The sequence below is a fragment of the Kribbella sp. C-35 genome (assembly GCF_046549195.1).
GTDB lineage: Bacteria > Actinomycetota > Actinomycetes > Propionibacteriales > Kribbellaceae > Kribbella.
In genome coordinates, this window is record NZ_JAJPWG010000003.1 from 998,796 (window position 1) to 1,012,306 (window position 13,511).

The window sequence follows — 13,511 nt, forward strand, 5'->3', positions numbered from 1 at the left end:
GATGCTCCCGGCGCGCGGCCGTCGCTCGCGTCTGCTCCCGGTGGGCTTCTCGCTGTACCGCGTTCGCCGTACCGGCTACTGCGTCTGCGGTACGCCGGGACGCACGAGGCCGGTCTGGTATGCCAGTACGACGAGCTGCGCGCGGTCGCGGCAGTCGAGTTTCACCATCGCGCGGTTCACGTGGGTCTTGGCCGTCGACGGGGAGAGCACGAGGCGGTCGGCGATCTCGTCGTTGGACAGGCCGAGGGCGACCAGGCCGACGATCTCGCGTTCGCGGTCGGTGAGGACGTCGAGGACCGTGGGACCGATCGGGTTGCCGGGGCTGGGTTCGGCGAGGAAGCGGTTCATCAGGCCGCGGACGGCCTTCGGGGACAGCAGCGCGTCGCCGCGGGCGACCACGCGGATGGCGTCGATCAGCTCGGCCGGTTCGACGCTCTTGCCGAGGAAGCCGCTGGCGCCGGCGCGGATCGCGTCGAACACGTACTCGTCCACCTCGAACGTGGTCAGGATCAGCACCTTCACGCCCGCGAGCGCCTCGTCCGCGGTGATCATCCGGGTCGCCGCGAGGCCGTCGACCTCGGGCATCCGGATATCCATCAGCACCACATCGGCCCGCTCGGACCGCGCCAGCTCGACCGCTTCCCGCCCGTTGGACGCCTCAGCAACGACCTCCAGATCGGGTACTGAGCTCACCAGCACCCGGAACCCGCTCCGGATCAACGTCTGATCGTCCGCCAGCAACACCCTGATCGTCACCCACAACTCCCGTCTCCAGAGGAAGCACAGCATGTACGGCGAACCCGCCCGACGGGCCCGGCCCGGTGTGCAGCGTGCCGCCGACGGCGGCGACGCGCTCTCGCATCCCGATCAGCCCGTGGCCGCCACCCGGTTGAGCGGTGGACCCGACCGTGGCACCGGTATCGGTGACTTCGACAGTCAGGCCGTCCGCGCCGCGAGTGATGCGGACGCGGGCGGACGCACCAGGTGCGTGTTTGAGGACGTTGGTGAGGGACTCCTGGACGATGCGGTACGCCGTGAGTTCTATGACGTCCGGGAGTGCGCCCGGGGACACAAGTGGTGTCCAGTCGACCTTCATGCCGGCTGCGGTGAAGGAGTGGATGAGGGTGTCCAGTTCTTGCAGGGACGGTGCGGGGGCCGTGGGCAACGGCGAGCCGGACCGCCGCAGTACGCCGAGGAGCACTGTCAGCTCCTGGAGCACGGTGCGGCCGCCGGAGCGCACCAGGGCCAGGGCTTGTTCCGCCTCCTCGGGCTGAGTCCGAAGTACATGGGCCGCGACGCCGGACTGCACGTTCATCAGTGCGATGTGGTGCGCGATCACGTCGTGGAGCTCGTGTGCGATCCGCAGCCGCTCCTCGATGACCCGCCGCTGCGCCTCCTCGTCCCGCGACCGCTCCGCCCGCAGCGCGCGCTCCTCGAGTTCCTGCAGGTACGCCCGGCGGTTCCGCACCGCCTCGCCGATCGCGCCCGAGAACAGCACGAAGAAGACCAGACCGAGGTTGTCGAGGACATCACCGCCGACGAACAAGACCTCGACGGTCAGCGTGACCAGGGCGGTGCCGATCACCGCGACCGAGCGGGTCAGCCGGTCCTTCGACATCACGACCGTGTAGACCGCGACGCCCATGAACACCACGATCGGGCTCTTGGCCTGCTCGGCGATCACGAAAGCAGCCGCGACACCCGTGGTGACCACCAGTACCGCGAGCGGCGCCAGCCGCCGGAACGTGAGCGCGACCGCACCCGCGACGGCCAGAATCACCACCGTCGCGTTCAGCTCGATCCGCTCACCGACGTGCTTGCCGCCCGGCACCAGCAGATTGATCAGCAGGATCGCGAGGGCAAGAGCGAGGTCCAGCGCCAGCGGGTGCCGCCTGCAGGCACGGCAGAACCTGATGAGCCGTTCCATTCCTTCACAGTACGTGTCCGCCCGAAGGATCGCGTCGTCCTGCGGCCGTATGCCCGCCGTACCGCAAGCGCAGTACAGGTCAGAGGAACTCGCGGAGTGCGGCGACCGGGTCGGGTGTGGTGAGGAGGCGGCTGCCGCGCGGGAGGAGGAGCAGGGGGCCGCCGTAGGTGCGGCCCGCTACCAGCGCGCGTTCCCACAGCAGGATGGTCTGGAGAACCACGGCGTCGTAGACCTCGCCGTCCGGGTCGGACCACCGCGGGTTGCCGAACCGGGCGCGGAGCTCTTTACGAACCTTGCCGGACGCGACCTGGCCACCGAGCTTGACACCTGCGAAGACCGCGGCGAAGAGGCTGCCGCCGATCTGTACGGGGTCGGTGTCGAGCATCAGCTCCATGTCGGTTGTGTACGGCATCAGCGGACCTCCTGTGACGCTTGGACAGCAAGCTCGCGTAGCCGCTCGTAGCGTGGTCGCTGTGCTGCGACCCGGTCGGCCGCGGCGGGGTCTGGAGTGAGATGCTCACCACCCGGCTCGGGGGACAGGCCGAGGGCTACGGCCGCAGCGCCCCGCGCGCCGACCTCGGCCTCGGCACAAACCGTCGTCGGGCGGGCGAAGGTCGCGGTCAGGCAGCGGCGCCACCACTCGGAGGCGTCGATCCCGCCGCCGCCAAGGACAACGTCCAGCTCCTGCCCGAACAACGAGTCGAGGATCCGCAGCCCGCGGTCGATCTCGAGCGACGCGCCTTGGAGCGCGGCCGCGAGCAGGTCGGCGGGGCTGTCGTCGAACGACAGGCCGAAGTACACGCCGGATCCGCCGGGCACCACGGCGGGCGGCCTGGTGCCGGCCATGAACGGGATCGCGATCGCGTGCGTCGCGCCGATCTCGACGTCGGTCGGTTCGTCGGACTCCAGCCGCAGTACGCCGGTCAGCCAGGCGTGCAGGTTCCCGGCGGCGGAGAACGCCATACCGGTCACGGCCCGCTTGTCGTCGACCCGGTACCGCCACAGCTCCCACGGCAGCTCAGGCGCGTTCTCGATCGGATGCACGACGCGTACGGCGGCCGACGTACCAACGGTCACCGCTGCGACGCCGGCGTCGTACCCGCCCGTGCCGACGTTGGATGCTGCGCCGTCACCGGTCGGCGGATGCACGGGTACGCCGACCAGCCCGGGCCAGCGGCGTTCGTACTCTTTGGACAACGTGCCCGTCCAACCGGTCGGCACGATCGGCGGCAACCGGTCGGCCGTCACGCCCGCGATCTCCAGCGCCTCGGCGTCGTACGCACCGGTCGCGAGATCCAGCGTGCCGGTCCCGGACGCGATCGAGACGGACGTGACGCGTTCGCCGGTCAGGCGCTCCAGCACCAGGTCGGGCAGGCCGGCGAAGGCGGCCGGGGAGTCGTCCGAGAGGAGCCACGGGATCCGGCGGGTCCAGTACAGCCGGTGCAGCCAGGTGCCGGTGCGCGCGTGGAACGCCTGCTCGTCGAACGACGGACCGAGACCGAGGTCGACCGAGCGCGTGTCGGCCCACGTGATCACCGGCGTGCGCGCGCCGCCCTTGTTGTCAAGAGCAACGATCGAGTGCCATTGCGAGGACAGCACGATCGCGCCGATGCCGTCCAGGTGACCGTTCTGCTCGAGCTCGTCCAGGCACCCGAGCAGGCCTTCGACGTACTCGTGCAGGTCGAGCGTCGCCGAGCCGTCGTGGCCGTACGTCGGTGAGATCTTGTGCCTCGCCAGCGCGCCGGGGATCGGTGCCGCGTCTTCCGAGGAGAGGACGAGTGCCCGCGCCGACGACGTACCGAGGTCGAGCGCAAGGACGCGCTCGTCAGTCTTCGTCATGCAATGCCTTGAGGAAGTTCTGGGCCCAGATGTTCACGTCGTGCGCCGCGAGGTGCTTGCGCATCGCCTTCATCCGCCGGCCGAGCTGCCGGTCGTCGGTGTTCATCGCGTCGACGATCGTGTCCTTCATCCCGTTGATGTCGTGCGGGTTCACCAGGAACGCCTGCCGGAACTCGTCCGCCGCCCCGGCGAACTCGCTCAGCACCAGCGCGCCGGTGTCGTCGTACCGCGTCGACACGTACTCCTTCGCGACCAGGTTCATCCCGTCCCGCAACGGCGTCACGACCGCAACGTCCGCGGCCCGGAACAGCGCGGCCATCTCGGTCCGCGAGTACGACGTGTGCAGGTAGTTGATCGCCGGCGTACCGATCCGGCCGTGCTCGCCGTTGATCCGCCCGACCAGCAGCTCGATCTCGTCGCGCAGTACGCGGTACTGCTCGACGCGTTCCCGGGACGGCGTCGCGACCTGGATGAACACCGCGTCGTCGACCGAGATCCGCTTCTCGTCCAGCAGTTCGCCGAAAGCCCGCAGCCGTTGCCGGATGCCTTTGGTGTAGTCGAGCCGGTCGACGCCGAGCAGGATGTGCGTCGGGTTGCCGACTTCCTGCCGCATCTCGGCCGCGCGGGCCGTCGTCTCCGGCTGCCGGGCGAGCTTCTCCAGCTCGTTGACGTCGATCGAGATCGGGAACGCCTTCGCCCGGACGATCCGGTCGTCGGGCAGATGGATCCGGTCGCCGCGGGTGCGCAGGCCCATCCGGTTGCGGGCCAGTCGGGCGAAGTTCGACGCCGCGCCGGGCCGCTGGAAACCGACCAGGTCCGCGCCCATCAGCCCGTCCAGGATCTGCCGCCGCCACGGCATCTGCGCAAACAGCTCGGTCGGCGGGAACGGGATGTGCAGGAAGAACCCGATCCGTACGTCGGGACGCAGCCGGCGGAGCATGGCGGGAACGAGCTGCAGCTGGTAGTCGTGCACCCAGACGTCGGCGTTGTCGTCGGCGGCTTCCGCGGCGGCCTCCGCGAACCGCCGGTTCACCGCGACGTACGACTCCCACCACTCGCGGTGGAACTCCGGCGCCACGATCACGTCGTGGTACAGCGGCCAGAGCGTCGCGTTGGAGAAACCCTCGTAGTACAGCTGCACGTCCTCGGCCGACAGCATCACCGGGACCAGGTGCATCCCATCGTTGTCGAAGGGGTCCACCTTCTCGTCCGGGCTCCCGGTCCAGCCGATCCAGGCCCCGTGGTGTCCCTGCATCACCGGCGCCAGCGCCGTGACGAGTCCGCCTGGACTCCGGCGCCACGCCGTACTGCCGTCGGGCATCTCGGTCCGGTCGACCGGCAGCCGGTTGGCCACCACTACGAAGGAACTCCTACCGTTCGGCATGTTCAGCGTCATCCACTCAGGTCGTCGTCGTCACCGGGGTAGCGCACCCCGATCTGGCTCCGGGTCTCGTCGAGCAGTTCGAGAATCTCGAGCGTGCCGGCGTGGGGAAGAGCCGGAATCTCGATCAGTCCCTGGCGCAGTGCACGCATCACTTCTGCCGCCTCATAGTGGTACCCACGGCCATGCGTCGGTACGTCGATCCGCTCCGCTCCGGAAGCGGTCGTGCGCACGTAGTACTCGGGATGGTGGAAACGGTGCGGAAGCTGCAGGTTGCCGTCCGGGCCGCTGATCGACGCGACCCACGGGTTCTGGGACCGCAGGCCGCAGGTCAGCGCGGCGACCGCGCCGGACTCGTACCGCCAAGCCATCGCGACGTTCAGGTCGACGCCGTCGTCGTTGAGCGCACCGACTGCCTTCACCTCCGCCGGACGGCCGAGCGCCAGATACGCGAACGTCATCGGGTAGATGCCGCCGTCCATCAGCGAGCCTCCCCCGAGCGCCGGGTCGAGCAGGCGAACCGGCAATGAAGGTTTGTGGAACGCGAAGTCCGCAACGACTTGCTGCGGCTCGCCGATCACGCCGCTTTCCAGGTCCTTGAAGAGCGCCTGGATCACCGGATTGGTGCGCATCCACATCGCCTCGGCGAACAGCGTGTTGTGCTCGGCGGCGACCGCGATCAGGTCCCGGGCCTGTGAGGCGGTCAGCGTGACGGGTTTTTCGCACAGTACGGCGATGCCGGCCTGCAACGCCGTACGGGCGATGGCGTAGTGCTGCGGATGCGGCGTACCGATGTAGATCACGTCGACCTCGCCGGAGTCGATCAGCCGGCGGTAGTCGTCGTACGCGTGCGGGATGCCGAACTCGGCGGCGAACTTGTTGGCGCTGTCCTGAGAACGGGACGCCACCGCGGTCGCGACGGCGTCGTCCGGGAGCAGCCCGAGATCGTGTGTGAACTGGGTCGATATGTTGCCGGTCGCAACGATTCCCCACCTGACGCGATCTATACCCACTGTCTGAACTCCGGGGTCGGGAACGGTCCGTCTGCTGCGATTCTCGCGGTTTCGAAGGCGTGCGCCAAGCGAATGAGCGTGACCTCACTTCGCGCCGTACCGCTGATCGTGAGCCCGACGGGTAGTCCAGAGACCATTCCGGACGGGACCGACAGCAGCGGATAACCGGCCAGAGCCGCGTGCGACGAGGAGCTGCCGAGCACGTGATCGCCGTTCACCAGGTCGATCGCCCAGGCCGGTGAGTACGCCGGGGACACCAGAGCGTCGAGCTGGTTGTCGTGGAGCAGGTTGTCGATGCCGTCGCGGCCGGCGCGCAGTGCGGTCAGGCGCGCGGCGACGTACACGGGGGAGCTGAGGCCGTCGGTGGCAGCGGCACGTTCGAACAGCTCCTGCCCGAACCACTGCAGCTCCTGGTCCGCATGCTTCTTGTTGAACTCGATGAGATCGTCCAGCGTCTGCGGGCCGCCGGGCGCGCGGGTAGCGAGGTACGCCGCCATGTCGACCTTCAGCTCGTGTGAGAGGACCTGTAGCTGGTCCTCGTCGCCGCCTGGTGTCGGCAACGACAGGTGGTCGACCAGCGTGGCTCCGCACTGGCTGAGGAGCTCCAGCGCTCTCTCGGTGACCTGGTCCAGGCCGGTCGAGTAGCCCCACAGGGGACCGCGCGGTACGCCGATGCGCACGTTGCTGAGGTCCGTGCCGCGGCAGGCCTCGGTGTAGTCCGTCTGGCCGCCGGTGAGGACCGAGAGCAGTGCAGCCGCCTGGGTAACCGTCTTGGTCATCGGCCCGGCGGTGTCCTGCGAGTGCGAGATCGGGACGATGCCCTGCTGCGGGACCAGTCCGACCGTGGGCTTGACGCCGACGACGCCGTTCAGCGCGGCCGGGCAAACGATGGAGCCGTTGGTCTCGGTACCGATCGCGTAGTCCGCCAGTCCCGCCGCGACGGCTGCGCCCGAGCCGGACGAGGAGCCGCCGGCCGAGCGGTTCAGCGCGTACGGGTTGCGGGTGAGGCCGCCGTACGCGCTCCAGCCGGACGAGGACGCCGAGCCGCGGAAATTCGCCCACTCGCTCAGGTTCGTCTTCCCCAGGATCACGCAGCCCGCCGCGCGCAACCGCCGTACCAGCGGGGCGTCGTCCGGCGGCGGTGGCTGGTCGGCCAGCGCCAGCGAGCCGGCCGTGGTCGGCAGGTCGGCGGTGTCGACGTTGTCCTTGACCAGCACCGGTACGCCGTGCAGCGGCCCACGGACCCGCCCGTCGTCACGCTCGGTATCGAGACGGGCGGCTTCGGTGAGGGCGGCGGGGTTCGGCGTGCAGATGGCGTTGACCGACGGGTCGACCTCACGAATCCGCCCCTGCAGCTCCTCCACCAGCGCCACGCTGGAAAGAGTTGAGCTCACCCCCAAGATCCTGCCAGAGTTGCGGAGGTCCGGTTGTCTCGTCAGCGACACGCTTCGTGTCGTCCGAGCGGTGAATGACATCGCTGTTGTTCAGCACGTAGAGTGGCAGGCGGACGGACGATCACCGACCGCACAGGAGTCAGCTGCACATGGACAGCGCCAACGCCAGCTCTTCCGGCCCCGCCGAAGCTGCGCCGCCGGCCGTTGCCGGACTCTCTGAGAGGGACGGCCAGATCCTGGCTTTTGAGCGTCACTGGTGGAAGTACGCCGGCGCGAAGGAACAGGCGATCCGGGACCAGTTCCAGATGTCGGCCACCCGGTACTACCAGGTCCTGAACGCGCTCATCGACCGCCCTGAGGCCCTCGCGCACGACCCGCTGCTGGTCAAGCGCCTGCGCCGCCTCCGCGCGGCCCGTCAGCGCGCCCGCTCCGCTCGCCGACTGGGCATCGAGGTCTGACCATGTCCCGCCGCCTCAGGGCGTGCCTCGCTGCCCCACGCCCGCGGGGCGAGCAGGGGCAGGTGCTGTCTTCGCTCGTCGCTGTGGCTGCCGTCGTCGCGATCGTGGCCGGGCTGCTGGTGCTGTTCGGGACCCGCGGGAGCGACAGCAAGGCCGACGAGCCGACCGGCGCTTCGCCCAAGCCGTCGGCGAAGCCCTCCTCGGGGCCGTCGACCGTCGGCGCCAGCGTGCCGAGACCGTCGACGAAGCCTTCTACCGAGGAGACCAGCGCGCCGCCGCCTCCGCCTAGCACCCAGCCGCCGTCGACCGCGCCGCCCCAGACCTCGCAGCCGCCGGCAACGACACAGCCGACCCAGCCGACGCAGCAGCCGGTGACGATCCCGGCCGAGGAGCGCCCGGCGATCGAGGTCTACAACAACACGCCGCGCAAGGGGCTCGCCGACACCGTCGCGAGCCGCGCCCGGCAGGCCGGCTGGACCGTGTCCGGGTCGCCGGACAACTGGCACGGCAAGGTCGCCGAGAGCACGGTGTACTACCCGCCCGGCATGCTCGACGCCGCCAACCAGCTCGCCCACGACCTCGGCATCGGCCGGTCCAAGGGCGCACTGGACAACATGAAGAAGGATCGCCTGACCGTGATCCTGACGTCGGACTACACCGGATGAGCACTCCGGTCATCCAGACCGACGCGGGACGAGAAGGCTGGGAAGCCATCGTCTCCGACCCGTCGACCGCGGTGATCTCGTCCGACTTCGACGGCGTACTCTCGCCGCTCGTCGAGGACCCGGCGCGGTCCCGCCCGGTCGAAGGCGCCCTGGACGCGCTGGCCCGGCTCGCCCGGACCGTGAACCAGGTCGCGATCGTCACCGGTCGGCCTGCACTGGTCGCCACCGAGCTGTCCGGGGTGAGCGGTCACCCGGGGCTCGGGAGTCTCGTCGTACTCGGGCACTACGGGCTGGAGCGCTGGGAGGCCTCGACCGGCAAGGTGACGAGCGAGCCGGTGCCGGAGGGCGTCACGACGGCTCGGGACCGGTTGCCGGGGCTGCTGCGCGAGGTCGGCGTACCGGACGCGTTCGTGGAGGACAAGGAAAGCTCGCTGGCTGTGCACACGCGTCGGCTGGAGGATCCCGTCGGGGCTCTCGAACTGCTGCGGGCGCCGTTGACCGCGTTGGCTCAGGAGACCGGGCTGCGGTTGGAGCCGGGCAACCTGGTGCTCGAGCTGCGGCCGCCCGGCATCGACAAGGGCGTCGCGCTCAGCCGCCTGATCGAGTCGACCGGCGCGCGGTCGATCCTGTACGCCGGGGACGACCTGGGCGACCTGTCGGCGTACCGGGCGATCCAGGCGCAGCGGGTGACCGGACTGCGCGGCGTACTGCTCGCGACGCGGTCCTCGAACGCGACCGAGCTGATCGAGGCCGCGGACATCGTCGTCGACGACCCGAGCGGCGTGGTGACCGTCCTCACGGCCCTTTCGGACGCGATCTCAGCACGCTGAACGCCTGCGTCACGGTCTTCCCGATCGGCTGGATCGGGCGCTCGACGTACCCGCCTTCCTTCAGGTCGGCGAGCCGCTCGAACGGATTCCGCGACGCCGGATCCCCGGTGAGCAGGAACGAGACGACCACGGCCACGACGTACATCGGGAGCATCGGCAGCCCGATCAGGCAGAAGTACTGCCACGAATGCCGCTCCTCGTGCCGGACGAGCGCCGGGTTGTCGAAGTAAGTCCGCTCGTGCTTGCTCAGCACGACATTCCCGATCGTGAACGCCCCCGCCACCGGAAACCCGAGCTTGTACCCGTTCGCAAAGAACAACCCCCGAGGCCCCCGACTGAACGTCGCCCGCCCCAGAACCCCGACCACCGCCCCGGCGAGGGTCGACAGGTTCAGGAAGTTGCCCACGAGCTTCATCCACTGCCAGGCGGTCATACCGCTCAGTATCGAGCCGATGTCCCAATGTCTCAATTCTTAGGACATGGCCCGCACCAGGTGTTCGTGCAGGCAGGCAGAACCCCGAAAACCGGGCCGAAACACCCTCGGAGGGTGGGTTCTGCCTGCGTGGAGGTTCACCAGACGACACCGACGCGGCCGGCGAAACCCACCATCGCGTACCCGGTCCCGTGCCTGGTTGTCGGTGGGGTGGGTCAGACTGGGGCGGTGAGTTCGGTGGTGCGGGTTTGGCGGGCTGGGCGGGTGGTGGATCCGCACTCGGTGATCGGGGGATTGCGGAAGGGGCCTGGGGATCCGGCGTATGTGTTCGATGCGAGGCGGCGGACTGTGTGGCGGGCTACGCGGACTCCGGACGGGGCGGTGTTGTTGCGGTTGACGCCGTACGCCGGGTTTGTCGAGGCGGAGGCTTGGGGGCCGGGGGCGGACTGGGCGCTCGACGGGGTGCCGGAGTTGCTGGGGGAGCGGGACAGCTGGGACGGGTTCGAGCCGTTGCCGGAGCATCGGGCGCTGGTGGACGCGGCGCGGCGGTTCCCGCATGTGCGGGTGCCGCGGACGCGGGCGGTGTTCGAGGCGATGGCGGCGGCCGGGATCGAGCAGGTGGTGACCGGCAAGGAGGCGTTCCGGGCGTGGCGGTTGTTGCTGCGTGAGTACGGCGAGCCTGCGCCGGGGCCGAATCAGCAAGGCGGCCGGGTGATGATGGTGCCGCCGGCGCCCGAGGAGTGGCGGCAGATCCCGTCGTGGCAGTGGCTGCGGGCGGGTGTCGAGGGCCGGCGGTCGCGGGTGGTGATCACGGCGGCGACGCGGGCCCGCGCTTTGGAGCGGACGCTGGAGCTGACCGAGTCCGAGGCCATCGAGCGCGCGCTGCGGTCGCTGCCCGGGGTCGGGGTGTGGACGGCGGCCGAGGTACGGCAGCGGGCTCACGGGGACGCGGACGCGTTCTCGTTCGCGGACTATCACGTGTCGCGGAACGTGTCGTACGCGCTGATCGGCGAGGAGCTCGACGACGACGGCTGCGCCGAACTGATCGAGCCGTACCGCGGCCACCGCTTCCGCGTCCAGCGCCTGCTGGAGCTCACCGGCATCGGCCACCCGCGCTACGGCCCCCGCAAGTCGCTTCCCACCCATACGCCGGGCGCAACGCATCGCTTGAGGTAGCCCGGGGCACTGGTCCAGCACCATGACAATCAACGGGGACGGCCTGTACCTTGTGGCCGGCCTGGCACTGCTGCTCGGTGCCGTCCTGCCGCGCCTGCTCCGCCGGTATGCCGTCTCCGCGCCGATCGCGTTCCTCGGTGCCGGTCTGCTGCTGGGCCTGGCGGTCGACCGCCACCGGTTGAGTCCGATCGCCGAGCCAGGCCTCACGAAGCACTTTGCCGAGCTGACGATCCTGGTCGCGTTGATGGGCGTCGGGCTGGCGATCGACCGGCCGATCGGATGGCGCCGATGGACGGTGACGTGGCGCCTGCTGCTGGTCGCGATGCCGGCCTGTATCGCCGCGATCGCCGGCGCCGGATGGTTGCTCGGGCTGGCGCCTGCGACCGCTCTGTTGCTCGCCGCCGTCCTCGCCCCGACCGATCCGGTGCTGGCCTCGGACGTTCAGGTCCAGGGGCCGACGACCGGCGCGGGCGCCGAGCCGGAGGAAGACGACGAGGTTCGTTTTGCCCTCACCTCAGAGGCCGGTCTGAACGACGGCCTTGCCTTCCCGTTCGTGTACGCCGCGGTGTTCCTGGCCACCAAGGGCGCGGTGGGTCACTGGGCGTTCGAGTGGTTCGCCTGGGACTTGGTCGGCCGGACGGTGATCGGCGTTGCCGTCGGCGTCGGCGTGGGGTGGTTGCTCGGCAAGATGACGTTCGACGCACCGTCGCGAACCTTCCGGCTGGCTGACTCGCGGGAGCCCGTACTGGCGCTCGCGATGACGCTCGGCGTCTACGGTCTGGCGCAGGTGCTGCACGGCTATGGATTCATCGCGGTCTTCGTCGCGGCGCTGACACTGCGTGCAGCCGAGCGAAGTCACGACTTCCACGAGGAGCTGCACGGGTTCGTCGAGCAGCTCGAGCACATCCTCACCTGGGGGATCCTGCTGCTGCTCGGAGTGGCGATCACGGCCGGCCTGCTCGCGCCGCTGACCTTCGCCGGCGTCGCGCTCGGGTCGCTGCTGGTGCTGGTGGTTCGTCCGGTGACCGCGTGGATCTCGTTGGCCCGAACCCCGCTGCGCCGCTCCGAGCGTTGGGTGACGGCCGCGTTCGGGGTCCGTGGGGTCGGGTCGGTGTTCTATCTCGCGTACGCCGGCGCCGACTTCCGCACCGATCTGCCGTGGCTGTGGGCGACTGTCGGTTTCACCGTCGTCCTGAGTGTGCTCGTGCACGGCGTTGCCGCGACCCCGCTGATGCGGATGCTCGACGACCGGCGTTCGTGAGCGCTGCATCCGGCGGCTCGAGGCCGTGGCGGATCGCGGCGGCGGCGTGGACTCCGGCGGCGAATTCCTTCAGCTTTTCGAACATGCCTCCATCGTCCGAGCCGGAGCGTCGCCACAGAAGTGGCGCTGACGACGACTATCGCTAAGATTTTGACATGCCTCAGTCCACCGTTTCGGTCCTCGCGTACGACGGTATGACCGCGTTCGAGGCCGGCATCGTCATCGAGGTGTTCGGGCTGGTGTGGCCCGACATCGACCAGCCCTGGTACGAGCTGAAGGTCTGCACCGAGACGCCCGACCCGATCCGCGTGATCGGCGGTGCCACGCTCAGCAGCCCGCACGGTCTCGAGGAGTTCGCCGCCGCCGATACGGTCGTCGTACCGAGCGTCGTGGATCCGCGGGCCGAGACCTCTCCTGGTCTGATCGAGGCGCTCCGGCACGCGCACGCGCGCGGCGCCCGGATCGTGTCGATCTGCTCCGGTGCGTTCGCGCTCGCGGCCGCCGGTCTCCTCGACGGCCGCCGCGCGACCACCCATTGGCGGTACGCCGACCTCCTGCGCGAGCGCTATCCGGAGATCCTCGTGGATCCGGAGCCGCTGTACACCGACGACGGACAGGTGCTGACGAGCGCGGGCTGTGCCGCCGGACTGGATCTGGCGATGCACCTGGTCCGCAAGGATCACGGTGCCGCGGTGGCGAACGCGGTCGCGCGCAGGTTGGTGATCCAGCCGTACCGGGCCGGCGGGCAGGCGCAGTACATCGAGTCCCCGGTTCCGCCGGACCCCGATGACGCCTCGGTCGCGCGGAGTCTCGGCTGGGCGCTCGAGCGGCTCGCCGAGCCCATCGGCGTACCCGATCTGGCCCGGCAGGCCGGGTTGTCGCCACGAACGTATCTGCGGCACTTCGTCAAGGCGACCGGGACGACGCCGGGCAAGTGGTTGATCGCGCAGCGCGTGCAGGCGGCGCTGACCATGCTGGAGACCGGGGACGCGCCGGTGGAGGAGATCGCGGTGGCGGCCGGCTTCGCTACCCCGGTGACGCTCCGGCACCACTTCGCGAAGCAGCTCCGAACGTCGCCGTCGGCGTACCGTCGTACTTTCCGTGAGCGCCGCCACAGCTGAGATCGGCGGTCTC

Annotated in this window: 14 protein-coding genes; 6 read left to right on the forward strand and 8 right to left on the reverse strand. The window is 69.7% G+C overall.

The genetic code is table 11. From position 1 onward, the window contains the following. Positions 1-75 precede the first annotated feature (75 nt). From ACLJOO_RS24710 to ACLJOO_RS24740, 7 genes are all read right to left on the reverse strand, one after another. Positions 76-756: a response regulator transcription factor gene (locus ACLJOO_RS24710; protein WP_410789742.1), complete on the reverse strand. Its 681-nt coding sequence runs from the start codon at positions 754-756 to the stop codon at positions 76-78. Then, a complete protein-coding gene (locus ACLJOO_RS24715) occupies positions 659-1,927 on the reverse strand; it encodes a sensor histidine kinase (RefSeq protein ID WP_410789743.1) in 1,269 nt (422 codons plus the stop codon). The genes ACLJOO_RS24710 and ACLJOO_RS24715 overlap by 98 nt, the downstream gene beginning before the upstream one ends. Before the next feature lie 79 nt (positions 1,928-2,006). Beyond that, the gene (locus ACLJOO_RS24720) at positions 2,007-2,339 is read right to left on the reverse strand and encodes a hypothetical protein (RefSeq protein ID WP_410789744.1); all 333 of its coding nucleotides are present in this window, start codon (positions 2,337-2,339) and stop codon (positions 2,007-2,009) included. After that, positions 2,339-3,766 (reverse strand): FGGY family carbohydrate kinase, encoded by a 1,428-nt coding sequence (locus ACLJOO_RS24725; RefSeq protein WP_410789745.1) that lies wholly within the window; start codon positions 3,764-3,766, stop codon positions 2,339-2,341. The genes ACLJOO_RS24720 and ACLJOO_RS24725 overlap by 1 nt, the downstream gene beginning before the upstream one ends. Then, complete coding sequence (locus ACLJOO_RS24730) at positions 3,753-5,150, reverse strand: trehalose-6-phosphate synthase (protein ID WP_410789746.1); 1,398 nt, start codon at positions 5,148-5,150, stop codon at positions 3,753-3,755. The genes ACLJOO_RS24725 and ACLJOO_RS24730 overlap by 14 nt, the downstream gene beginning before the upstream one ends. An 8-nt stretch (positions 5,151-5,158) precedes the next feature. Then, positions 5,159-6,160, reverse strand: a complete 1,002-nt coding sequence (locus tag ACLJOO_RS24735) for a Gfo/Idh/MocA family protein (RefSeq protein ID WP_410789747.1) — start codon at positions 6,158-6,160, stop codon at positions 5,159-5,161. After that, positions 6,151-7,554 carry an amidase gene (locus ACLJOO_RS24740; protein ID WP_410789748.1) on the reverse strand — a complete coding sequence of 468 codons (1,404 nt, stop codon included), beginning with the start codon at positions 7,552-7,554 and terminating at the stop codon, positions 6,151-6,153. The genes ACLJOO_RS24735 and ACLJOO_RS24740 overlap by 10 nt, the downstream gene beginning before the upstream one ends. Before the next feature lie 149 nt (positions 7,555-7,703). On the opposite strand from ACLJOO_RS24740, the gene ACLJOO_RS24745 reads away from it, so the two are divergent. The 3 genes from ACLJOO_RS24745 to otsB all read left to right on the forward strand — a co-directional run bounded on the left by ACLJOO_RS24745 (position 7,704) and on the right by otsB (position 9,507). Continuing rightward, positions 7,704-8,012, forward strand: a complete 309-nt coding sequence (locus ACLJOO_RS24745; RefSeq protein WP_130443900.1) for a DUF3263 domain-containing protein — start codon at positions 7,704-7,706, stop codon at positions 8,010-8,012. 62 nt (positions 8,013-8,074) lie between these two features. Further along, entirely contained in the window at positions 8,075-8,677 is a 603-nt protein-coding gene (locus tag ACLJOO_RS24750) for a LytR C-terminal domain-containing protein (RefSeq protein ID WP_410789749.1), read from the forward strand. Continuing rightward, a complete protein-coding gene (gene otsB / locus ACLJOO_RS24755; protein ID WP_410789750.1) occupies positions 8,674-9,507 on the forward strand; it encodes a trehalose-phosphatase in 834 nt (277 codons plus the stop codon). The genes ACLJOO_RS24750 and otsB overlap by 4 nt, the downstream gene beginning before the upstream one ends. Here the strand turns inward: otsB and ACLJOO_RS24760 are convergent. Further along, entirely contained in the window at positions 9,473-9,940 is a 468-nt protein-coding gene (locus ACLJOO_RS24760; protein ID WP_410789751.1) for a hypothetical protein, read from the reverse strand. The two genes, otsB and ACLJOO_RS24760, sit on opposite strands and share 35 nt — an antisense overlap. A 228-nt stretch (positions 9,941-10,168) precedes the next feature. Between ACLJOO_RS24760 and ACLJOO_RS24765 the strand changes: the two genes are divergently transcribed. From ACLJOO_RS24765 to ACLJOO_RS24775, 3 genes are all read left to right on the forward strand, one after another. Further along, positions 10,169-11,116: a DNA-3-methyladenine glycosylase family protein gene (locus ACLJOO_RS24765; RefSeq protein WP_410789752.1), complete on the forward strand. Its 948-nt coding sequence runs from the start codon at positions 10,169-10,171 to the stop codon at positions 11,114-11,116. A 22-nt stretch (positions 11,117-11,138) separates the two neighbouring features. After that, positions 11,139-12,377 carry a cation:proton antiporter gene (locus ACLJOO_RS24770; protein WP_410789753.1) on the forward strand — a complete coding sequence of 413 codons (1,239 nt, stop codon included), beginning with the start codon at positions 11,139-11,141 and terminating at the stop codon, positions 12,375-12,377. 155 nt (positions 12,378-12,532) lie between these two features. Then, on the forward strand, positions 12,533-13,498 hold the full coding sequence (locus tag ACLJOO_RS24775) for a helix-turn-helix domain-containing protein (protein ID WP_410789754.1): 966 nt from the start codon (positions 12,533-12,535) through the stop codon (positions 13,496-13,498). Positions 13,499-13,511: the final 13 nt, after the last annotated feature.

What these genes read in the sequence shown, in the direction of transcription:
- ACLJOO_RS24715 (WP_410789743.1), bottom strand. Translation starts at nt 1,927, where the DNA reads ATGGAACGGCTCATCAGGTTCTGCCGTGCCTGCAGGCGGCACCCGCTG.
- ACLJOO_RS24720 (WP_410789744.1), bottom strand. Translation starts at nt 2,339, where the DNA reads ATGCCGTACACAACCGACATGGAGCTGATGCTCGACACCGACCCCGTA.
- ACLJOO_RS24725 (WP_410789745.1), bottom strand. Translation starts at nt 3,766, where the DNA reads ATGACGAAGACTGACGAGCGCGTCCTTGCGCTCGACCTCGGTACGTCG.
- ACLJOO_RS24730 (WP_410789746.1), bottom strand. Translation starts at nt 5,150, where the DNA reads ATGCCGAACGGTAGGAGTTCCTTCGTAGTGGTGGCCAACCGGCTGCCG.
- ACLJOO_RS24745 (WP_130443900.1), top strand. Translation starts at nt 7,704, where the DNA reads ATGGACAGCGCCAACGCCAGCTCTTCCGGCCCCGCCGAAGCTGCGCCG.
- otsB (WP_410789750.1), top strand. Translation starts at nt 8,674, where the DNA reads ATGAGCACTCCGGTCATCCAGACCGACGCGGGACGAGAAGGCTGGGAA.
- ACLJOO_RS24760 (WP_410789751.1), bottom strand. Translation starts at nt 9,940, where the DNA reads ATGACCGCCTGGCAGTGGATGAAGCTCGTGGGCAACTTCCTGAACCTG.
- ACLJOO_RS24770 (WP_410789753.1), top strand. Translation starts at nt 11,139, where the DNA reads ATGACAATCAACGGGGACGGCCTGTACCTTGTGGCCGGCCTGGCACTG.
- ACLJOO_RS24775 (WP_410789754.1), top strand. Translation starts at nt 12,533, where the DNA reads ATGCCTCAGTCCACCGTTTCGGTCCTCGCGTACGACGGTATGACCGCG.